This is a genomic window from Amycolatopsis sp. NPDC059235 (assembly GCF_042754125.1).
GTDB lineage: Bacteria > Actinomycetota > Actinomycetes > Mycobacteriales > Pseudonocardiaceae > Amycolatopsis > Amycolatopsis albidoflava.
Window position 1 is genome coordinate 1 of record NZ_JBHZAG010000127.1, and the last position, 20,122, is coordinate 20,122.

General features: G+C 68.7%; 18 protein-coding genes. 14 read left to right on the forward strand and 4 right to left on the reverse strand.

The window, feature by feature from the left end; translation table 11 throughout:
• Window positions 1-149 precede the first annotated feature (149 nt).
• Window positions 150-1,598 (forward strand): polyprenol phosphomannose-dependent alpha 1,6 mannosyltransferase MptB, encoded by a 1,449-nt coding sequence (gene mptB, locus ACFXI3_RS43355; RefSeq protein WP_378407744.1) that lies wholly within the window; start codon window positions 150-152, stop codon window positions 1,596-1,598.
• Here mptB and ACFXI3_RS43360 read toward each other — a convergent pair.
• Window positions 1,595-2,074: a VOC family protein gene (locus ACFXI3_RS43360; protein WP_378407746.1), complete on the reverse strand. Its 480-nt coding sequence runs from the start codon at window positions 2,072-2,074 to the stop codon at window positions 1,595-1,597. The two genes, mptB and ACFXI3_RS43360, sit on opposite strands and share 4 nt — an antisense overlap.
• A gap of 51 nt (window positions 2,075-2,125) precedes the next feature.
• Here ACFXI3_RS43360 and ACFXI3_RS43365 point away from each other — a divergent pair, with 51 nt between their 5' ends.
• The 5 genes from ACFXI3_RS43365 to ACFXI3_RS43385 all read left to right on the forward strand — a co-directional run bounded on the left by ACFXI3_RS43365 (window position 2,126) and on the right by ACFXI3_RS43385 (window position 6,318).
• The gene (locus tag ACFXI3_RS43365; protein ID WP_378407748.1) at window positions 2,126-2,773 is read left to right on the forward strand and encodes a TetR/AcrR family transcriptional regulator; all 648 of its coding nucleotides are present in this window, start codon (window positions 2,126-2,128) and stop codon (window positions 2,771-2,773) included.
• A 9-nt stretch (window positions 2,774-2,782) separates the two neighbouring features.
• On the forward strand, window positions 2,783-3,460 hold the full coding sequence (locus ACFXI3_RS43370) for a haloacid dehalogenase type II (RefSeq protein ID WP_378407750.1): 678 nt from the start codon (window positions 2,783-2,785) through the stop codon (window positions 3,458-3,460).
• A gap of 26 nt (window positions 3,461-3,486) precedes the next feature.
• Window positions 3,487-5,037, forward strand: a complete 1,551-nt coding sequence (locus ACFXI3_RS43375; RefSeq protein WP_378407752.1) for a hypothetical protein — start codon at window positions 3,487-3,489, stop codon at window positions 5,035-5,037.
• A 79-nt stretch (window positions 5,038-5,116) separates the two neighbouring features.
• Window positions 5,117-5,731: an ATP-dependent Clp protease proteolytic subunit gene (locus tag ACFXI3_RS43380; RefSeq protein ID WP_344266851.1), complete on the forward strand. Its 615-nt coding sequence runs from the start codon at window positions 5,117-5,119 to the stop codon at window positions 5,729-5,731.
• Window positions 5,728-6,318: an ATP-dependent Clp protease proteolytic subunit gene (locus ACFXI3_RS43385; protein ID WP_344266854.1), complete on the forward strand. Its 591-nt coding sequence runs from the start codon at window positions 5,728-5,730 to the stop codon at window positions 6,316-6,318. Before ACFXI3_RS43380 ends, ACFXI3_RS43385 begins: the two co-directional genes overlap by 4 nt.
• Window positions 6,319-6,368: 50 nt before the next feature.
• On the opposite strand, the gene ACFXI3_RS43390 is transcribed toward ACFXI3_RS43385, so the two are convergent.
• Both ACFXI3_RS43390 and ACFXI3_RS43395 read right to left on the reverse strand, forming a co-directional pair.
• Window positions 6,369-6,716, reverse strand: a complete 348-nt coding sequence (locus tag ACFXI3_RS43390; protein WP_344266855.1) for a helix-turn-helix transcriptional regulator — start codon at window positions 6,714-6,716, stop codon at window positions 6,369-6,371.
• Between the two features lie 66 nt (window positions 6,717-6,782).
• Window positions 6,783-7,712 carry a hypothetical protein gene (locus tag ACFXI3_RS43395; RefSeq protein ID WP_378407755.1) on the reverse strand — a complete coding sequence of 310 codons (930 nt, stop codon included), beginning with the start codon at window positions 7,710-7,712 and terminating at the stop codon, window positions 6,783-6,785.
• A 129-nt stretch (window positions 7,713-7,841) separates the two neighbouring features.
• Between ACFXI3_RS43395 and ACFXI3_RS43400 the strand changes: the two genes are divergently transcribed.
• From ACFXI3_RS43400 to ACFXI3_RS43415, 4 genes are all read left to right on the forward strand, one after another.
• The gene (locus ACFXI3_RS43400) at window positions 7,842-9,176 is read left to right on the forward strand and encodes a pyridoxal phosphate-dependent decarboxylase family protein (RefSeq protein WP_378407757.1); all 1,335 of its coding nucleotides are present in this window, start codon (window positions 7,842-7,844) and stop codon (window positions 9,174-9,176) included.
• A gap of 60 nt (window positions 9,177-9,236) precedes the next feature.
• Window positions 9,237-10,697, forward strand: a complete 1,461-nt coding sequence (locus ACFXI3_RS43405; RefSeq protein ID WP_378407759.1) for an MFS transporter — start codon at window positions 9,237-9,239, stop codon at window positions 10,695-10,697.
• Between the two features lie 1,464 nt (window positions 10,698-12,161).
• Window positions 12,162-13,340 carry an MFS transporter gene (locus ACFXI3_RS43410; RefSeq protein ID WP_378407761.1) on the forward strand — a complete coding sequence of 393 codons (1,179 nt, stop codon included), beginning with the start codon at window positions 12,162-12,164 and terminating at the stop codon, window positions 13,338-13,340.
• A 14-nt stretch (window positions 13,341-13,354) separates the two neighbouring features.
• Window positions 13,355-14,176, forward strand: coding sequence for an aldo/keto reductase (locus ACFXI3_RS43415; protein ID WP_378407763.1), 822 nt, complete (start codon window positions 13,355-13,357; stop codon window positions 14,174-14,176).
• 650 nt (window positions 14,177-14,826) lie between these two features.
• On the opposite strand, the gene ACFXI3_RS43420 is transcribed toward ACFXI3_RS43415, so the two are convergent.
• The gene (locus ACFXI3_RS43420; protein WP_378407765.1) at window positions 14,827-15,411 is read right to left on the reverse strand and encodes a dihydrofolate reductase family protein; all 585 of its coding nucleotides are present in this window, start codon (window positions 15,409-15,411) and stop codon (window positions 14,827-14,829) included.
• A 71-nt stretch (window positions 15,412-15,482) separates the two neighbouring features.
• Between ACFXI3_RS43420 and ACFXI3_RS43425 the strand changes: the two genes are divergently transcribed.
• The 4 genes from ACFXI3_RS43425 (at window position 15,483) to ACFXI3_RS43440 (ending at window position 19,858) form a co-directional block, all read left to right on the forward strand.
• Window positions 15,483-16,052 carry a TetR/AcrR family transcriptional regulator gene (locus tag ACFXI3_RS43425; protein ID WP_378407767.1) on the forward strand — a complete coding sequence of 190 codons (570 nt, stop codon included), beginning with the start codon at window positions 15,483-15,485 and terminating at the stop codon, window positions 16,050-16,052.
• A gap of 76 nt (window positions 16,053-16,128) precedes the next feature.
• A complete protein-coding gene (gene efeU / locus ACFXI3_RS43430) occupies window positions 16,129-18,159 on the forward strand; it encodes an iron uptake transporter permease EfeU (RefSeq protein WP_378407769.1) in 2,031 nt (676 codons plus the stop codon).
• A 19-nt stretch (window positions 18,160-18,178) separates the two neighbouring features.
• A complete protein-coding gene (efeB, locus tag ACFXI3_RS43435) occupies window positions 18,179-19,411 on the forward strand; it encodes an iron uptake transporter deferrochelatase/peroxidase subunit (RefSeq protein ID WP_378407771.1) in 1,233 nt (410 codons plus the stop codon).
• Between the two features lie 42 nt (window positions 19,412-19,453).
• Window positions 19,454-19,858: a MerR family transcriptional regulator gene (locus ACFXI3_RS43440; RefSeq protein ID WP_378407773.1), complete on the forward strand. Its 405-nt coding sequence runs from the start codon at window positions 19,454-19,456 to the stop codon at window positions 19,856-19,858.
• Window positions 19,859-20,122: the final 264 nt, after the last annotated feature.

The following is a 20,122-nucleotide window of genomic DNA, read 5'->3' on the forward strand; positions in this document are numbered from 1 at the left end:
TCCACCTCACCCCTCTTTCTTTTGTGGACTGGGGGGGGGTGTGGCCGTTTATGGGCTCCTTGCGGGAATCTGATTCCCTCAAGGAGCCCTTCACGGACCGAAAGACCCCGCGGCTACTACGATCGCCGCATGTCGTGCGCAGGTCTTCGATGAGTAGTCAGCCGGTCACGCTCTCGCGGCCCGTGCGGTTCTTCAGTTTCGCGTCCGCGGCAAGCCTGCGCTGGACCGGTTTCGGCGGGGTGCTGCTGCTGGCCGTCGCGGTGTACGCCGGGGCCGCCGGGATGTCCGAGGTGCTGCCGTTCGCGGGCGGGATCGCCGGGGTCGGGCTGGTCGTGCTTGCGTGGGCGCTGCTCGGCGGGCGCGTTTTGGCCTCGGAAACTCCCGGCCCGGGCTGGCTGAAGTGGACGCTCGCGTTGTGGTGCGGGCCGTTGCTCGTCGTGCCGCCGTTGTTCAGCGGGGATGTCTTCAGCTATCTCGCGCAGGGCGCGGTGGCCGCGCACGGGTTCGACCTCAATGGCGTCGGTCCGCAGCAGGCGCTGGGGCCGGCGTCGGACATCGTCGGTCGCGTCAGCGTTTACTGGCGCGAGACGCCGTCGCCGTACGGGCCGTTGTTCGGTGCGGTGGAGCGGGTCATCGCGCAGGTGTCCGGCGGGAATCCGATCGTCGGCGTCGCGCTGCACCGGCTTGTCGAGGTGGCGGGGCTCGTGCTGATCGCGTGGGCGGTGCCGCGGCTGGCGGCCGCGGCGGGAGCGTCGCCGAGGGTCGCGTTGTGGCTGGGCGTGCTGAACCCGCTGGTTCTGTGGCACGTGGTCGCCGGGATGCACAACGACGCCCTCATGGTCGGCCTGATGGTCGCGGGCGTGGCGATCGCGCTGGAAGCGGTGGGCGATCGGATCCGCTGGTGGCCGCTCGCCGGCGGGGTGCTGCTGATCGCGCTCGGCGCCGAGGTGAAGGTGCCCGCGCTGGTCGCGCTGGCCGCGGTCGGGACGGCGCTCGCCCGCCGCCGCGGCCGGATCGGCGAATTCCTGCTCGCCGGCGCGGCGATGGTCGTCGTCTTCGTGGCGGTGTCCGCGGCGGTGTCGCTGGCGACCGGGATCGGCTTCGGCTGGGTGTCGGCGCTGACGACCTCGGGGGAGGTCAACAGCTGGATGGCGCCCACGAACTGGTTCGGCTTCCTCGTCGGCGGCATCGGCTCGCTGTTCGGCGCGCACATCACGCAGACGATGATCGGCGTCGGCAAGATCATCGGGTACGTGCTCACCGCGGCCGGCATCGTCGTGGTGCTGCGGAGTCAGTGGACCGGCCGGATCGACGCGGTCCGCTCGCTCGGGCTGATGCTGAGCGTGGTCGTGATTTTCGGGCCGGTCGTGCAGCCGTGGTACCTGCTGTGGGCGGCGATTCCGCTTGCCGCGTCGGTGCCCGCCGGACGCGTGCGGTCCGTGCTGATCACGCTCGTCGCGGTGTTCTCTCTCGTGCTTCCGCCGGTGGGCGGCAACTTCAGCGGACGCGTCGGGCTGCTGGTTCTCGCGTACGTGATCGGGCTCGCGGTGGTGGTCGCGGCGTTCTTCGGACTGCGGAAATTGTCCACAGTGGACTAATGTTGGGCCAGCCAGACTTGTTCGGCGGCCCGGGCGGATGCGATCGCGTCGTCGACCACCAGCGGCGTCGCCGGGTCGAGCGCGGTGTGGGATTCGGTCGTGTAGAAGCGGACCTCGTGGCCGTCTGGGTCATGCAGGCCGGGCAGGATCCAGCCGAGGGTCGCGAAGTGGACGCCTGCGTGCTGCTCGCCGCGGCGGGTGAGTTCGTCGGCGAGTTCGACGATGCCGGCGCGGTCCGGGACGGCGATGGAGAAGTAGTCGAACCCGGCGGCGGCTCGGGCCAGGTTCGGGTTGAGCACGAGGCCGAGGTCCGGTCCGCCGCGCGGATGCGTCATGGTGACGCCGGTCCGGCGGCCGTCCTGGCGGAATTCGAGGGCGACCGCGTAGCCGAGGCGGTCGGCGTACCAGGCTGCCGAGCGGTCCAGGTCGGCCACCGGCAGCTTCAGGTGATGCACTCCGTCGAGGGTGGGAATCATCGGTGACCTCCACTGGTGCAGTGTGACTGCAATGCAGTTATGATGCATCTGGTGAAAGACCAGGTCAAGCCCGATGCCAGGGCTGAGTTCGGTGCCGCTCGCATCGCGCGGACCGAGGCGCTTGTCGTCGCCGCGGCGCAGGAGCTGTTTCTGGAACACGGCTACGCGGCCACCGCGCTGACGCAGGTCGCGCGCCGGGCCGGGGTCGCGCCGAGGACCGTGTACGTCCGCTTCGGCACCAAGGCGGCGTTGTTCCGGCGGGTGATCGACGAAGCGCTCGTCGGCGACGCGGAACCGGTCGACGTCGCGCACCGGCCTCGGGCGCAGGACGCGATGACTGCCGGAACCCTCACCGAACGGCTGGACGCGCTTGCCGACGTCGCCGCGGGAATCGCGGACCGTGCGGGAGCTTTGCTTGAGGTGGCGGCGCAAGCCGAGGGTGCGGAACCGGAGATCGCCGAGGCAGCACAGTCCGGGCGGCAGGAGACGGCGCGGCTGTGCAAGGAATTCTGGTCCCGCGCGGCGCGTGACGGCCTTCTTGTGTCCACTATGGACATTGAGCAACTGGCGAGCACCACGGACGCCTTGCTGTGCGCGGACACGATGGTGCATCTGCGTCGCGTCCATGGCTGGGCCGCGGCGGAATACGGACGCTGGCTGCGAACGGCGCTGGTTGCCCTGTGCGGGACGTCCGGATAGGTTGCGATCATGGACATCGATGTGCTCGTGTTCGACGTGCTCGGCACACTCGTCGACGAACCGGCCGGAATCCGGGCGGGGATCCGGAAATTCGCGCCGTCGCTCGCTGACGCGGAGGTCGAAGAGCTGCTTTCGGTGTGGCAGAAGCACGTTGAGCAGGAGCAGGGCCGCATCGTCGCCGGGGAACGGCCGTACGCCGCGAGCGACGTCATCGACCGGGAAGCTGCGCAAGCCGTCGCGGATGCGGTCGGTACTGGCGACGCGGCCGAGTTGGCGCTCGCAGCGCGGCAACTGCCGCCGTGGCCGGACACGGTGGACGGGCTCGCTCGTCTCGCTGAACGATTCCCGTTGGTCGGCCTCTCCAACGCCAGCCGCACCGTGCTGCTCGACCTGTGCGCGAATGCCGGGCTGCGCTGGCACACCGTGCTGTCGGCCGAGGACGCTCGCACCTACAAGCCGGCGCCAGACGTCTACCGGCTCGCCGTCGACGTCGCCGGACGCGCGCCGGAACGGCTGCTGATGGTCGCCGCACACGCCTGGGACCTGCGCGGGGCGCAGCAGGCAGGCTTCCGGACCGCGTACGTCGGCCGTCCAGTCGGCGACCCGCCGGGCCCTGCCGACCGTTTCGACCTCCAGGCAGACGGACTCGCAGACCTTGCCGACCAGCTGGAGCGCGGTCGCGGCTGATCTTCAGACCAGGCATGATCTCGGGCGTGACTGCGCCCCGGGTGACCGATCTCAGCGACTTCGAACGCCGTCTGGTCGAGTCGGCCCGGGAAGGCGAACTGCTCGGCGCCGCCCAGATCGACGTCGCCGACCTGGCCGAAACCGAAAGCCCGGACCACCTCGTGCGCGCGGAGGTACTGCGGGACGTGCTGCTCGGCAGGCACGGCGACCTCGACCCGCGCGGGATCATGCTGGCCCGCGCCCGCATCACCGGCGAACTGAACCTCGACGGCGCCACCGCGACCGCCGGCCTGATGCTGGTCGCGTGCGTCTTCGACCAGCCAGTGCTCGCCCGCCAGGCGACGTTGCCGCACCTGTACCTGATCGGCGGGCGGATGCCGGGCCTGCACGGGTCCCGGGTGCGGATCGCGGGCGACCTGCACCTGTCCGGAGGCGTGCGGATCACCGGGAACAACTCGGACGGCGCGATCCGGCTGATCGGCGCGCGCATTGGCGGCAGCCTGCTGTGCCGGGACGCGGAAATCTCCAATCCGGACGGGCTCGCGCTGGAGGCGAGTTCGGCGGAGCTGGGCAGCGGCCTGTACCTGCACCAGGGAACGCGGATCACCGGTTCGTCGACCGACGGCGCGATCCACCTCAACGGGGCGTGCATCGGCGGTCCGCTGGAGTGTCAAAGCATCAAGGTCTCCAACGACATCGGACCGGCCATCGAGGCAGACACCCTGACAGTCGGCCGGAGCATGCTGATCCGGGACTCGGAACTGAGCGGCAACGGCGACATCGGCGCGGTGCGGTTGCAGGGCGCGCAGATCGGCGGGCAGCTCGAGTTCTCCGCGACCACACGCGTCACGTCGCCGGAAGGACGCCTGCTCGGACTTTCCGACGCGAAGGCCACGACGGTGTTCATGCCGGGCGATCTCGTATGTCCCGACGGGAGCACCGGTGCCGATTGCGCCCATGCCGAACTGGCGTGGCTGGACGGATTCACTTACACGGCAATCGATCCGTCCTTCGGCTGGCGACGGTGGCTGCATTTGCTCCGCTGCCACACCGAGTATTACGACGCCACCGGGTACCAAAAGCTGGCGGCGGTCGAACGAACCGCGGGCCACGACGGCAACGCGCGCACCATCCTGATCGCCCAGCAGGACGATCTGCGCCGCCGTTCGCCGGACGCTCTCGGCGGGCGGATGTCGCGGCTGTTCCACTGGATCTGGGGCGCGCTGGCCGGATACGGCTACCGCGCGCGACGTACCGCGGCGGCTTTGCTGCTCGCGCTGGTGGCCGCCGGGGTGCTCGGATTATGGGCTGGGACAACGGAAACCCGGCCCGGCCATCACGCGGCCGAGCGGGTCGCGAGCGGTGCCGCGTGTTCGCCGGTGGAGCTGATCGGCCTGGGACTCGACCGGGGTCTGCCGATCGCGCCGACCGGCCTGCGGAGCCGATGCGACCTCGACACGGCGAGCGTTTCCGGCCAGGTCTTCACGGCGGCGATCTGGGGCGTGCAGGTAGCGGTGTGGGGCCTGGCGACGCTGGCGCTGGCCGGGTACACGAACCTGGTCCGCAAAACCGGCTGACTTTCCACGCTGCTCACAGCAGATCTGCCGTGGGCAGCGAAGGCGGACGCGGCCGGGTCCGTGGCGGCACAGTCGAGGCATGACCAACGAATCGACTCCGCCGATGTTCGACCAGCGGCTCCGGGAACGGTTCCTGAGCCAGCGGGTCTTGGTACTGGACGGTGTGCTCGACGACGACAACGGGACGGTCCTCGCGACCCAGATGCTGTCGCTGGCCGGCGAAGACCCGGTCAAGGACATCGCGTTGTGGATCCACTCGCCCGGCGGTTCGGTCCCGTCGATGCTCGCGATCCGCGACGTGATGCGGCTGGTGCCGTGCGACGTGTCGACGCTCGCGCTCGGGCTGGCGTGCAGCGCCGGGCAGTTCCTGCTGTCCGCGGGCACCCCCGGGAAGCGATTCGCCCTGCCGCACGCGCGAATCCTGATGCACCAGGGGTCGTCGGGAATCGGCGGCTCGGCCGTGGAGGTCGAGGTGCAGGCCGACGACCTGCGCTACACCCGCGACACCGTGCTCGGCCTCATCGCGCAGGACACCGGACAGCCCTTCGACCGGATTTTCGCCGATTCCCTGCACGACCGCTGGTACACCGCCGGACAAGCGCAGGACTACGGCTTCATCGACCAGATCGTCGACCGCCTGGAGCAGGTCGTGCCGGTGCGCACGCACGCGATGGGCCTGGGGGTACGCGCATGAGCACCTACACCATTCCGAACGTCGTGACCCGCAGCCCCGGCGGCGAGCGGATCATGGACGTCTACTCGCACCTGCTGTCCGAACGGATCGTCTACCTGGGCACGGCGATCGACTCAGGCGTCGCGAACGCGTTGATCGCGCAGCTGCTGTTCCTGGAGTCGGACAACCCGGAGCAGGAAATCAACCTGTACATCAATTCCGAGGGCGGCGACCCGGCCGCGATGCTCGCGCTGTACGACACGATGCGCTTCATCAAGGCCCCGGTGGCGACGACCTGCGTCGGCCAAGCTGTCGCGACCGGCGCGGTCCTGTTGGCGGCCGGTGCGGAGGGCCGGCGATCGGTGCTGCCGCACGCGCGGGTGGTGCTGCATCAGCCCGCCGCGCAGGGACGCGGGACGATCCCGGACCTGATCCTGCAGGCGGACGAGGTGGTCCGGGTCCGGACGCAACTGGAGGAGATCACGTCCCGCCACACCGGCCACGACGTCGCGGAATTGCGGCACGACACCGACCGGGACCGAGTGTTCGACGCGGCGGGCGCGGTGGAGTACGGACTGGCGGATCAGGTGATCGCAGCTCGTCCGTAAGGCGGGGTTCGCAGGCCGGCCTGGGGTTCCGGCCTGCGGCTTCCGTCGTTTCAGGCAGCCATCAGCACCGGCCCGGCCGGACGGCGCGCCGGGCGCGGTCCCACCACGCTGATCCGCCGGATGTCCCCGGCGATCCCGCTCAGCAGCCCGGCCAGATTCACCCCGAGCGCCCCGGTCACCGCGGCGATCATCTCGCTCGACGGTTCCTTCCGGCCGCGCTCGATCTCGGACAGGTACTGCGGCGAGATCCCGGCCCGCTCGGCGACGTCGACGAGCCGCTCGCCCTGGGTCTCCCGCTCGGCGCGGAGACTGCGGCCGAGCACCTCGCGCCACAACGGTTCGGCCTCGTCGTCCCGGACGGGGGCGCGGCGCTGGTGGAAGGGAAGGATGTCCGCCATAGGCCCAGCCTGGCATCCGCCGGGGCCGGAGGGACAGCCGTTCCGCTCAGGGCAGAACGCCGGCCGTCATCCGGCGAGCTGGTTGCTGAGCATGATCATGCCGAGGACCAGCGCGATCGCCGATACCGCGATGCCGACCGCGGACACTGGTTTCGCCGTGCGCCGTCCGATGACGCCGACGAGTCCGCAGGCCAGCCCGGCCAGTCCGAAGGGGAGCGCGAGGTAGGCGCGGATGCCGGTCAGGTCGATCGGCAGCAGGGGGAGTACGCAGCCGAGGATGCCGAGTATCAGTGCTGCGACGCCCAGCCAGACGCCGTTCGCGGGCGCGGGCCCGGGGTGGGCTGGCCGGTAGGGGGAGTAGCCCGGGTATTGCTGCGGGTTCGGCTGGGCGGGCCACGGTTGTGGTTGCGGGGTTGGTGGGTGTGCTTGGCCGGGCATCGGCGCGGGCCAGGCTTGTGGTTGTGCACTCGGCTGTTGCGCGGTCTCCGGTTGTGCCGGGCCGGACATCGGCGTGGGCCAGGCTTGCGGTTGCGCGGCTTGCGGTTGCGCCGGGTCGGGCGTCGGCGTGGACCAGACCTGCGGTTGTTCGGTCGGCGGTTGCGGGGTTGGCGGTTGTGCCGGGCCGGATATCGGTGTGGGCCAGGCTTGCGGTTGCGCGGCTTGCGGTTGCGCCGGGCTGGGTGTCGGCGTGGACCAGACCTGCGGTTGTTCGGTCGGTGGCAGCGCGGCCTGCGATTGCGCCGGGCCGGGCGTCGCCACGGACCAGGCCTGTGGCTGTGCGGTCGGCTGTTGCGCGGTCTCCGGTTCCGCCGAGCCGGACATCGGCGCGGCCGAGACCTGCGGCATCGGTTCCTGCGCGGCCCCACCGGTCGGTATCGGCTGCCGCGGCGACCCCGCCAGCGCTCCCCTCGCGTCCCCCGAATCCGGCGCACCCGCGGGCGACGCAGATTCCCCCGCCCCCGGCGGAGCGGGTTCGGACGCCGGGCCATCGGTCATGGGAAAGCTCCTCACCGCGCGAAAGAACCGTCGCCACACCTTAGATCGCCAGCGCGAGAAGCCCAATCCGCTGCCCGCGGGTCGATAGGGTGCCCGAGAGGCAGCAACCAGCGACCGACGAGGTGACGCATGGACCGGCGCGAACTGATCGATCAGGCTCTCCGCGGCGTCGAGGCCTGGGAACGCAAATGGGGTCCTTTCACCCCGTCCCCGGCAAGCCGCCCGGACGTCGATCTCCCCGCGCTGCTCGACGCCTACGCCGCCCGGATGGACGCGTCCTTCCCCTTCTTCCACCCCCGCTACGCAGGCCAGATGCTGAAACCGCCGCATCCGGTCGCGGTCGCCGCCTACCTCGCCGCGATGGTGGTCAACCCGAACAACCACGCGCTCGACGCCTCGCAGGCCACCTCGCCGATGGAGGTCGAGGTCATCGCGGACCTGGCGCGGATGTTCGGGTTCGCGCCACCGTCGCTCGGGCACCTCACCTCCAGCGGGACGATCGCGAATCTCGAAGCCCTCTGGGTCGCCCGCGAACTGGCCCCGGGCAAAGCGGTCGTCCATTCGCAGGACGCGCACTACACGCACGGCCGCATGTGCCAGGTGCTCGGCGTGGAATCCCGTGCGGTGCGGGCACTTCCAGACGGGCGCGTTGACATGTCAGCGGTCGAAACCGAAGTCCGCGGCGGCGGGGTAGGCACGGTCGTGCTGACTCCAGGAACGACCGGACTCGGGGCGGTCGACGACATCCAGCAAGCCCTTGCGCTGAAAGAACGGTACGGCGTCCGCCTGCATGTCGACGGTGCGTACGGCGGGTTCTACACCTTGCTGGACGAGTACGAGGCCTACCGCGCGATCGGCTCGTGCGATTCCATCGTCGTCGACCCGCACAAACACGGCCTTCAGCCATACGGATGCGGGGCGGTGCTGTTCGCCGACCCGGCAGTCGGCCGGTTCTACAAACACGATTCTCCCTATACCTACTTCACTTCCGATGAGCTGCACCTCGGCGAGATTTCCCTGGAATGCTCCCGCGCGGGTGCCGCCGCTGGCGCGCTTTGGCTTACCCTGCAAGCCTTTCCGCTGGAACGCGACCGCGGCCTCGGACGATTTCTGGCCGCCTGCCGTCGAGCAGCGAACGATTTCGCCGCTCGCCTCAAGGAATCCGACCGATTCGCGTTGCATCTCGAGCCCACTTTGGACATTGTCACGTACTGGCCTCGGCGGACCCGGATGAGCGAGATCACCAACGCGGCCAACACCATCCTCCAAAACGGTATGGCCGACAAGGAAAACCCGCTGTATCTGTCCACTTTGCGCGTCGACGCGGACGCTTTCGCCGCCCTGCACCCGGACGTCGAACGCGACGCCGAGACTGTCACAATCCTCCGCTCGGTGTTGATGAAGCCGGAGCACGAGGCGTGGATTCCGCAGCTCAAGCAAGCGCTCGACCGGTTGGCGGAGTGAGTCCCGGACAGCGGGACTGACCCGCTCAATCCGGACGGACCGCCGGTTACATCGGTGCGCATGGCTGAGGAACCGCGCACCGCAGAGCGGTCGACCTGGTATTACGTGGCGATCGTCGTGGCGATCGCACTCCTGACCGAGAACGCCAACTTCGAGTTCACCCTGGTGGGGGTGGGCCTGCCCGACATCGCCGCCGCCTTCGGCACCGACCAGGTGGCGCTGGTGATGACCGTCGTGTTCGTCGCGTCGCTCGTGTTCCTCCCGATCGCCGGGAAACTCGCCGACGCGCACGGCAAGAAGAAAGTCCTCCTGGCCGCGGCCATCATGTTCGGTGCCGGGTCGCTGATCTGCGCGCTGGCACCGGTGTACTGGCTGTTCCTCACCGGACGCGTGCTCCAGTCCGCTTTCGTCGTCGCGTACGTCGCCGGTTACGGCCTCATCCGCGACCTGTTCCCGCCAAGGCTGGTACCGCTCGGCGTCGGCGCCCTCGGTGTCGGCACCGGCGTCGCCGCATTCGGGGGTCCGCTTCTGGGCGGGTATTTGGTCGACGCCTACGGGTTCCGCAGCGCTTTCTGGTTCACGCTCGGCTATGACGTCATCGTCTCGACGCTAGTCCTGCTCGTCGTCCCCGAAACGCGGGTGCGAATCAAACGCCACATCGACATCGCCGGCGCCTTGCTCCTTGGCGGCGGAATGGCGGTACTCGTGCTCGGTTTGGTTGAAAAACACTACCTCGGTTACGCCGTAGCGCTTTCGGCGGTTCTGCTGGTGCTTTTCGTGATTGTCGAGCGCCGCCGCGCCGAACCGCTGATCGATCTCGCTCTGCTCTCCCAACCCAAGGTGTGGCTGACACTGCTTGCCTCAGGTACCGCCATTTTCGTCACCACCGCCAACAGTTCCGTGCTCATCCCGCAGCTGCTCCGGACGCCGCACGTAGCCGGCGTCGCCGAGCACGGTCGAGGCATGACCGCCTTGGAATACGGCGTGAGCTACGGCCTGCCCTTCGGCCTAGTAGGAGCGGCTGCAGGTTACGCCGCTGGGTGGACGTGCCGGAGATTCGCGCCGAGAACCGCTTTGCTCACCTCGATTATCGGCACACTCGGGGGAGTGGTGCTGATCCTTTTCGGGCAGTTGAACGGACCGGTCCTGATCGTGGTGATCGCCGCGCTCATGGGCATCGGACTCGGATTTCTCTATGCCGGGGCGAATAATCTCGTCATCGAAGCCGTGCCCGCGGAGGCGCAAGGCGTCACGACTTCGTTGCTGTACACCGCACTCGGCGTAATGAACACACTCGGCACGGCCATCGTCGGCTCAATCACGGCAGCGAACCAGGTCCGTCTCAGTTCCGGTGCGTCGATCACCAGCGATGCCGGATATCAGACGGCGTACTTCGTACTACTCGGTGTAGGCGTTCTCGCCCTCCTACTGACTCTCCTAATGCGACACGGCCGAACTCCTGCCACCGGCGGAACCGCGACCGCGAAAACGGCCAACCCGCGGACGGTTTCGTCCTCCTGACGGGAGTCCTTCGCGCCGTCCTGCTACACCCAGGCATGGATGTCAGAATTCGGTGAGTCCACAGTGGACTGTTGCCGCCGCGCTGCTCGCCATCACCATGCAGCGACCCTCACCGCGGTGCGGAGGAGGCCATCGGGATCCATCCGACTGAATCCGGCGGCCGATATCCCGCGGACTGAATCCAGCAAACGACATATGGGAGATTGTATACAAAGGCCGACATCCAGCCGACGGGGATTCAGCCAGCAGGATGCGGTCGGCTAGATCTCGCCGACTGGCCAGGGGAGGCCGAACTTCGACGGCAGAACTATGCAGACTGTTGTGCCGACTGAGCTCGGGCGACCGAACTGTGCTGCCTGGATCTCGCCGCCTGGGCTTGGCTGATCGAACCGTGCCGCCGGAACCTCGCTGGCTGAGCTTGAGCGACCGAGTTGCGCCGACCGAGTTGCGTCGGCCGGGCCCGGCCGACGAACTGCCCCGACCGGGCCGAGCCGGCCGACAAGCTGCGCGGGCCGAGCTCGAGTTGACGAACTGCCCCGACCAGGCCGGGCTGGCCGACGAGCTGTGCTGACCGGGCCGGGCTGACGCATTGCACGGACCGGGCCGAGACGGACCGGGCCGAGTTGGACGAGGCGTTGCGCGCCCCGCGCCGAGCTGGCTGAGCCATTGCGCCGACCGGGCCGAGTTGGCTGGCGAACTGCGTCGACTAGTACGCCGACCGAACTGTGCCGACCGGGCAAGTCGGCCGAACTCCGCCGACTGGCCCGGGGTCGGCCGAGCTGAGGTGACTAGTGTGCCGGTCGGGCTGCGCCGGCCGATGTCCCGACTGGGGCTGGCCGACCGAACTCCGCCGACTGAACTGCGCCGATGGGTGTTCGCGGACCGGATCGGGTCGGGTGAGCCGTACCGCCGGGATCTCTCCGGCCGGATCGGTCAGCTCAACGGCGCCGAAGAGCCCTCGCTGGCCGAGTCGAGTCGGGCCGGTTGGACTGTGCCGACTGAACTGTGCCGGCGGGATCTTCCACCGTCCCGCCGGCTGCGGCGTCCGGGGGAGTCGCGCGGATCCCGCCGATTGGATCCCGTCGACCGGTATACCTGCGGCGCGGCCTCCTGGGGACCGTCGACTCAATCCCGTTCACCTGTCAACCCGCTGCGGGTATCCCGGTCGATTGCATACCGTCGGCCCGTCTTCTGGCGACCGTCGACGGGGTCCTGTGGAGAGCGAACCTCGCGAGTACCGCAGCGCGGTGGCGACTGAAGCGGCCTCTTCCCGTCCCTCGCGGACTCGTCTGGCCCCCGCCTAAGCCGCTCGCAGCCTCCGCCTAGGCCGCTCGAACTGTGACCCTCATCAAAAACAAGCGCAAACAACAAGCCGCGTATGCAACTATTGCTGAAGCTGACAAGAAGCATTGGCACGCAGAGCGCCAACCAAGACCGAGACAGAAACCAAGGAGACGCGGGCTCATGCCATTAGCACTGGTAGCGCTGGCCATCGGGGCCTTCGGGATCGGCACGACCGAGTTCGTGATCATGGGGCTTCTCCCCGAGATCGCCGCGGACTTCGGCGTTTCCATCCCGTCCGCGGGCCTGCTGGTGACGGGGTACGCGCTCGGGGTCGTCGCGGGTGCGCCGGTGATGACCATTCTCGGCACGAAGATCAACCGCAAGACGATGCTCATGCTGCTCATGGGCCTGTTCATCGCCGGGAACCTGCTGTCGGCGGTCGCGCCGGCGTTCGGGGTCATGCTCGCGGGGCGGATTGTCGCCTCGCTGGCGCACGGGGCGTTCTTCGGGATCGGCTCGGTCGTCGCCGCTGAATTGGTCGCGCCGGACAAGCGTGCCGGGGCGATCGCGATCATGTTCACCGGGCTCACGGTCGCCAACATCGTCGGCGTGCCGCTCGGGACGTTTGTCGGGCAGGCGGTCGGCTGGCGGGTCACCTTCGGGATCGTTGCGGCGCTTGGCGTTGTCGGACTGGCGGGCGTCGCGAAGCTGGTGCCGGATCTGCCTCGGCCGGAAGGGGCGCATCTGCGCAAGGAACTGGCCGCGTTCCGCAATGTTCAGGTTGTCCTCGCGATGGCCATGACGGTCCTCGGCTTCGGCGGTGTCTTCGCCGCGATCACCTACATCGCCCCGATGATGACCGAGGTCGCCGGGTACTCCGCGGGCGCGGTGACGTGGCTGCTGGTGCTGTTCGGCATCGGCATGTTCCTCGGCAACCTGACCGGCGGCCGGTTCGCCGACCGCAAGCTCATGCCGATGCTGTACGTCAGCCTCGGCGGCCTCGCGATCGTCCTGGCGCTTTTCACCGTCACGGCACACAACAAAATCCTCGCCGCGGCAACGATTTTGCTGATCGGCGCGCTCGGATTCGCCACGGTCCCGCCGCTGCAGAAGCGCGTTCTCGACCAGGCGCACGGCGCTCCGACGCTCGCCTCTGTCGTCAACATCGGCGCCTTCAACCTCGGCAACGCACTGTCCGCGTGGCTCGGCGGCGTCGTGATTTCCGCCGGATTCGGTTACACCGCACCGAACTGGGTCGGGGCCGCGCTCGCCGCTTCCGCGCTCGGCCTCGCGATCTGGTCGGCCGCCCTCGAGCGCCGTCCGCGCGTCGCGGTGGCCGAACCCCTTGTCCAGCAGTGAGAAAGGCAATTCCCATGACTGTCCCTACGATCCGCCTCAACAACGGCGTCGAAATCCCGCAGCTCGGCTTCGGCGTCTTCCAAGTCCCGGACGACCAGACCGCCGCCGCAGTGACCAGCGCACTTGAAGCCGGCTACCGCAGCATCGACACCGCCGCGATCTACGGCAACGAGGCCGGCGTCGGCCGCGCCATCGGCGAGTCCGGGATCTCGCGCGAGGACCTCTTCGTCACCACCAAACTGTGGAACGACGACCAGGGCTACGACTCCACCCTCCGCGCCTTCGACGCCAGCCTCGCCAAACTCGGTCTCGACCACGTCGACCTGTACCTGATCCACTGGCCGACTCCCGCCCGCGACCGCTACCTCGACACCTGGCGCGCACTGGAACACCTCGCCAAGGACGGCCGGATCCGCGCCGCCGGCGTGTCCAACTTCCAGCCTGCGCACCTGCGCCGCCTGCTCGACAACAGCGACCTCGTCCCCGCGGTCAACCAGATCGAGCTGCACCCCGGCCTCCAGCAGGCGGAACTGCGTGCCTTCCACGCCGAGCACGGCATCGCGACCGAAGCGTGGAGCCCGCTTGCCCAGGGCACCGTCCTGACCGACCCGGCGATCACCGAGATCGCCGCGCGCACCGGGAAATCCGCGGCGCAGGTGGTGCTGCGTTGGCACGTGCAGTTGGGCAACATCGTGATCCCGAAGTCCGTGACGCCCGCCCGGATCCGGCAGAACCTCGAGGTGTTCGACTTCGAGCTGACCGACGCCGACCTCGCCGCGATCGCCGCCGCGGACCGTGGCCTGCGGACTGGTCCGGACCCGGATCAGCTCAACTGACTGAGCGTTGCGGGGCAACGAAAACGTGGTCGCCGGGAGCCAGCAGGGCTCCCGGCGACCACGTGCGTTCGGAGGCCGCGAGCGAGTTGAGAACCCGCACGATTGGCAGCGAGGTTGTCTGAACCGGCGAAGGCTCGGGAAAGCCCGCTTGGTTCTTGGCGGGCGGGTGTGCCCGGGGTGCCGGGAACCGGCTGAGGATTCTGCCCGGCGGTTGGCGGGGTTGCTGGATGTCGTGAGGACTCCGAGGAACCGGCGGGGTTTTTGGCGGGCGCGGCAGCCGGTTGGGGACCGTGCGACGGTTGGCCGAGTTGCTCGATGTCGTGACGATTCCCGGCGAGTCGGCAGGGTTCTTGGCGGCGCGGCAGCCGGTTGAGGATCTGCCCGGCGGTAGGCGTGGTCGCCGAAAGCGGCGAGAGTTCGGGGGAACCAGTGCGGCTTGGCGACCGGGTGTCCGGGCCACCGGGAGCGGCTAACGACCCGCGCCACCGTGAGCAAGCATTGCCGGAGAAGTCAGCGGGCACGCGATTCCTCCGGCTGCCGCGGCTTTCTCAGGACATCGGACCTCCCCTTGCTGCCGTACGGCACATCCGGTCCGCTGGCGTGTGCGGCGAGCCGGTTCGAGCATCGGCAGTGTTGTCGCGAGCGCTTGTCTAGCTCCGCACAAGGCGCGTCGCCGTGACCCCATTCGGGAAAACCGTTCGCTCTGCTACCGAGAACACCGTCGGATCGAACCTGCCGTCCACCATCGGGATGCCCGCGCCGGCGACTACCGGGTAGCTCTTCAGCACGATTTCGTCGATCTCCTCCAGCAACGCCCCGGCCAGGGTGCCTCCGCCGCAGAGCCAGATGTCTTTGCCGGTTTCCTCCTTCTTCAGGTCTCTCACCAGGCCGACCGGGTCGCCGGGGACAACCGTCACTGCTGGGTCTAGGTCCGGTTTCAGGGTGCTCGACACGACGTACTGCCGCAGGTGCGCGTACGGACTGGGGACGCTCGGATCGAGCTGGTGCGTCGCGCGGCCCATCAGCACCGTGTCGAATCTGCGGTTCGGGGCGCCCTCGACACCGGCCATGGCGCGGAAGGCGGTCGGGACGGTTTCCGGGTACACGGAGTTCATGAATCCCATGTAGGCGGCGGTCTGCTCAGCATCGCCCGCCGGGAAGAAGTCGAACTCGTCTCCGGGGCCGGCGATGCGGCCGTCGAGGGTGACTGCGATGTAGTACACGAGCTTTCGCATCTAGTAACTCCGCCTGTAGTACTCTGGTTGAAGTGGTTTGAACCGTACAACTACAACTGGAGTGGTGTCAAATGGTGCGGAGGAACGACCAGCGGCGGGCCGCGCTCGTCGACGGGGCGATCGAGGTCTTGGCGCGGGAGGGGGCGCGCGGGCTGACGTTCCGGGCGGTCGACGCGGAGGCCGGCGTGCCCGCGGGGACGGCGTCGAACTACTTCGCCAATCGCGACGAGCTCTTCACGCAGGCCGGAGCCCGGGTGTACGAGCGGCTCCAGCCGGAGGACGACTCGCTTCCGCCGGGGCTGGAGGACCGGGAGTCGTACGCGCAGCTGATGCGCGAGCTGGTCGGCCGGATCGCGGCGTTTCGCACGGGGTATCTCGCGTTGCTGGAACTCCGGCTCGAGGCGACTCGACGGCCGGAGTTGCGCCGGGTGCTGACGGAGCGGGTCTGCGACGACGTCGAGGGGAATGTCGCCTACCACCTGGCATCCGGGCTCCCGGGCGACGCGACGGCAGTCAAGCTGCTGATTCTCGCGTTGAACTGGCTGATCGTCGAACAGCTGACGTTGCCGGACGTTTTCTCCGAAGCGGAACGCGAGGAATTGATCACCGAGGCGGTCAAACGCATCATCGGCCCCGAATAAGGACTATTCGGGAGGAAGAGAACCGTTTCGCGGCCCGCTCTCGACCGAAAATTTAGGTTTGCCTATCGTAATCTGCGTGCAGTGGGCAGACGCGGTTCCGAACCTGATGATCGGCTTGCGCGAAGGACTGGAAGCAGGCCTCGTGGTGAGCATCCTGCTGGCCACGTTGCGCAAGATGCGGCCGGAAAACGGCGCGGAAGGCGCGGTCTCCACGGCTCCGGTCTGGCTGGGCGTATTGGGCGCGGTGACCGTCGCGGGCAGTTTCGCCACAATTCTCACCTTTTCCACCGATGTCCTATCTTCCCGGGCGCAGCAGATCGTCGGCGGCTCGTTGAGCGTGCTCGCGGTATTCCTCGTCACCGGCATGGTGTTTTGGATGCGCCGGACCGCGATGGGGCTTTCCGCGCAATTGCGCGGCGAGGTCGAACGCGCGGTGGCGATCGGCGCGGGCGCGCTGACGCTCACGGCGTTCCTGGCCGTCGGTCGCGAGGGCCTGGAGACCACGCTGTTCCTCTGGACGGCGGTGAAAGCGTCCGGCACCACGGTCGCGCCGCTGACCGGAGCGGCGCTCGGGCTCGGCATCGCGATCCTGCTGTGCTGGCTGCTCTACCGCCGCGCGGTAAAACTCAATCTCGGCGTTTTCTTCAGCCGCACCGCTTTCGTGCTGATCGTCATCGCGGCCGGCGTGCTGTCCTACGGCCTCGGCGACCTGCAGGACGGGGGAGTGCTGCCCGGTCAGAGCTGGGTCGCCTTCGACCTCACCGGCACGCTCGACCCGAACTCGTGGTGGGTTTCGCTGGTCAGCGGCGTCACCGAGCTGACGCCCCGGATGACCGTGCTGCAGGTGACGGCTTGGCTCGGCTACCTCGCCGTCGTGATCCCACTGTTCGTCAAAGCCGGTCGACAGCCAGTGGAGCGAAAGCCGGAGAGCGAAACCGCGCCTGCCGGGAAGTGGGAACGGCTCGCGGGCAAGCACACCGTGGTCGTCGCGGGCGCGCTGGTGCTGGTTCCGGTCGCGGTGGCCGCGGTGGTGATCGCCGCGCTTCCCCCGGCCGCAACCGGGGCCACGGTTTCGGTGGGCGAGCACGACTGCGCCCCGGAATGGAAGTCCGCGCAGGCCGGGGCGCAAAGCATCACCGTGACCAACAAGACCGCGAAGGCGGGCGAGATCCGGCTCGACGACAGCAGCGGCGGGATCGTCGCGGAGATCGAGACGATCGGCCCGGCCACGAGCGCCACGATGTCGGCGACGCTGGCCGACGGGTCCTACACCTTCCACTGCCTGATGTCCGGGCAGGCCACCACCGCGTCGGCTCCGGTGCAGGTCAGCGGCGGTGCCGCCAGCGACGGTCCGGCACCGGTCAAGCCGGTCACCACCGAAGATCTCGCCGGGCCGAATCAGAAATATCTCGGTTACGCCGCGCAGCAGCTCGCCGCGGTGTCGACCGCGGTGGGCACGGTCCGCGCGGATCTCGCCGCGAATAACACCGAGGCGGCGAAGAAGGATTGGCTCACCGCGCAGCTCGCGTGGGAGCGCGTCGGTGCGTCCTACAACAGCTTCGGCGACGCAGGCACAGCGGTCGACGGCCTGCCCAACGGCTTGCCCGCAGGCGCGGCCGATCCGGGCTTCACCGGGCTGCACCGCTTGGAGTATGGCTTGTGGCACGGACAATCTCCGGCGTCGCTGGCCCCGGTCGCCGACCAGCTCACCCAAGATATCGCGGCCCTGCGCGGAAAACTCGCCACCGACGACGTCGCGGGCGATCCCACGAAGCTGCCGATCCGCGCGCACGAAATCCTCGAAGACGCGATCCGCGACCATCTGTCCGGAATGGATGATCAAGGCAGCGGAACCGCTTACGCCGCAACGGATGCCGACATCGACGTCACGCGCACCGTTCTGGCCGAGCTGACTCCGCTGCTCAACGAGCGCGCGCCGAACCTGGTCCAGACGGCCACGCAGCAGCTCACCACGCTGCACGAAGCGCTGGCCAACCACGCGCCCAGCACCCTCGCCCAACGTCAGGCGGTGAACGGCGCGGCCGGAGCTGTCGTCGAGACGTTGTCCGCGGTGCCCACCCTGCTCGAAGTTCCTCCGAGCCACTGATCGGCTGGTGAATCCCGAAGTGACGAACGTCAATCGCCGCAACTTCCTCAAAGGCGCGGCCGCCGGCGCGGCAGGCACCGCGCTCACCGGAGGCGTGCTGATCGGCGGCGCCCAGGCCGACGAACGCTCCGCCGGCACCGCAGCGGCCCCGGCGACCGAGCACCCGTTCCACGGCGCGAACCAGTCTGGCGTGCTCACCCCGGCACCGGCGGAAAAACAGGCTTCCGCGGCCTTTGTGGCATTCGACCTGCTCAGCGGATCGAAGACGGACCTGATCGCGCTCCTGCACACCCTCACCGACCGGGCCCGATTCCTCACCGCCGGCGGAACGCCGCCGAACCTGGGCGTCGGAAGGCCGCCGTCGGACAGCGAGGTGCTCGGCCCGTCCGTCCTCGCCGACGGCCTCACCGTCACGGTTTCTTTTGGTGCCAGCCTTTTCGACCGTGTCGGCCTCGGCGCGCGCAAGCCGAAAAGCCTGACCCCGATGAAAATCTTCCCGGACGACGCGCCGGAAGCCGCCTGGATGCACGGGGATCTGCTGATCCAGCTGTGCGCCAACAACCCGGACACGGTGCACCACGCGCTCCGCGACCTCACCCGGCACACCCGCGGCGCGATGCAGCTGCGGTGGAAGATGCACGGCTACAACCCGCCGCCGCGGCCGTCCGGCGCGGGCCGGAATCTGCTGGGGTTCAAGGACGGCACGGCGAATCCGGTCGGCGGCGAGGCGAACGGGCTCGTGTGGGTCGACGACCCGGCCGAGCCCGCGTGGGCGCGCGGCGGCAGCTACCAGGTGGTGCGGCTGATCCGGATGCTGGTCGAGTTCTGGGACCGGGTGTCGATCAACGAACAGGAGAAGATGTTCGGCCGCCGCCGCGATTCGGGCGCTCCGCTGGACGGCAACGCCGAGACCGACAACCCGAACTACTCCGCCGACCCCCAGGGCGCGGTGATTCCGCTGACCTCGCACATCCGGAAGGCCAACCCGCGCACGCCCGCCACCGACAACCAGCGCCTGGTCCGCCGCTCCTACAACTACGACCTCGGCGTGGACGCGAACGGAGAACTCCAGGCCGGGCACGTGTTCGTCTGCTACCAGCAGGACGTGCGGCGGCAGTTCGAGACGGTGCAGCAGCGGCTGGCCGGCGAGCCGCTGGTGGACTACGTGCAGCCGTTCGGCGGCGGGTACTTCTTCACGCTGCCGGGCGTCCGCGACGGGAGCGACTGGTACGCCAGCGGATTATTTGGTTAGGCTAACCTTGCTTTTGATTGCCTGAGTGCGGTGCAATGAGGTATGGACCTGTACTCGATCGGCGAGGTGTCGGCGCGCTTCGACGTGCCGGTTTCGACGCTGCACTACTGGGAGAGCTGCGGCCTGATCGAGCCGCGCCGCCGCTCCGGCTGGCGGTTCTACGACAAGGACCAGCTCTACCGGATCGCGCTGATCCGCACCTGGCGGGAAACCGGGCTGCTGAGTCTCGACGACATCGCCGTGCTGCTCGGGAGCCGCGACCGGTCCGGCGATTGGCGGGGGACGGTCACGGCTCGGATCGAGGCGATCCGGCAGGAGGTGACGCGGCTGCTCGACGCGCAGGCGTACCTGCAGCACCTCATGACGTGCAGCCACGGCGGCGCACTGGACGAGTGTCCCAGCTTCCGTGCCGGGGTCGATCTGCCTGTCGCGAAGGCGGCCAAGTAGCCGCAGTGGAGCGCCCCAATGAGGTTTTCTCAGTAGTGGCCTTGGGGATGTCTGTGAAGGACGTCTGCGGGAGCGGCGTGGCGTGGGTCGGCCGCGTCGCCGCAGCTGCCTGCGGCCCCGCGTCGCATGCCACCGCGCAGCCCTGCGGGGAGACTCCGTTGCGCGGGGTTCTCGCGTCGCGCGGCTGCCCTGACGCGTGATGCCGAGGTCCGTGAGGGGAACCCTGAGGGACTCTGAGTCCCTCAGGGTTACCCTCACGGACCA

Excerpts from the sequence above, each read along its gene's own strand:
- ACFXI3_RS43415 (WP_378407763.1), top strand. The coding sequence starts at position 13,355 with ATGACTGTCCCTACGATCCGCCTCAACAACGGCGTCGAAATCCCGCAG.
- ACFXI3_RS43390 (WP_344266855.1), bottom strand. The coding sequence starts at position 6,716 with ATGGCGGACATCCTTCCCTTCCACCAGCGCCGCGCCCCCGTCCGGGAC.
- ACFXI3_RS43400 (WP_378407757.1), top strand. The coding sequence starts at position 7,842 with ATGGACCGGCGCGAACTGATCGATCAGGCTCTCCGCGGCGTCGAGGCC.
- ACFXI3_RS43425 (WP_378407767.1), top strand. The coding sequence starts at position 15,483 with ATGGTGCGGAGGAACGACCAGCGGCGGGCCGCGCTCGTCGACGGGGCG.
- ACFXI3_RS43385 (WP_344266854.1), top strand. The coding sequence starts at position 5,728 with ATGAGCACCTACACCATTCCGAACGTCGTGACCCGCAGCCCCGGCGGC.
- ACFXI3_RS43405 (WP_378407759.1), top strand. The coding sequence starts at position 9,237 with ATGGCTGAGGAACCGCGCACCGCAGAGCGGTCGACCTGGTATTACGTG.
- ACFXI3_RS43440 (WP_378407773.1), top strand. The coding sequence starts at position 19,454 with ATGGACCTGTACTCGATCGGCGAGGTGTCGGCGCGCTTCGACGTGCCG.
- ACFXI3_RS43420 (WP_378407765.1), bottom strand. The coding sequence starts at position 15,411 with ATGCGAAAGCTCGTGTACTACATCGCAGTCACCCTCGACGGCCGCATC.
- ACFXI3_RS43410 (WP_378407761.1), top strand. The coding sequence starts at position 12,162 with ATGCCATTAGCACTGGTAGCGCTGGCCATCGGGGCCTTCGGGATCGGC.
- mptB (WP_378407744.1), top strand. The coding sequence starts at position 150 with ATGAGTAGTCAGCCGGTCACGCTCTCGCGGCCCGTGCGGTTCTTCAGT.
- ACFXI3_RS43360 (WP_378407746.1), bottom strand. The coding sequence starts at position 2,074 with ATGATTCCCACCCTCGACGGAGTGCATCACCTGAAGCTGCCGGTGGCC.
- ACFXI3_RS43380 (WP_344266851.1), top strand. The coding sequence starts at position 5,117 with ATGACCAACGAATCGACTCCGCCGATGTTCGACCAGCGGCTCCGGGAA.
- ACFXI3_RS43395 (WP_378407755.1), bottom strand. The coding sequence starts at position 7,712 with ATGACCGATGGCCCGGCGTCCGAACCCGCTCCGCCGGGGGCGGGGGAA.
- ACFXI3_RS43370 (WP_378407750.1), top strand. The coding sequence starts at position 2,783 with ATGGACATCGATGTGCTCGTGTTCGACGTGCTCGGCACACTCGTCGAC.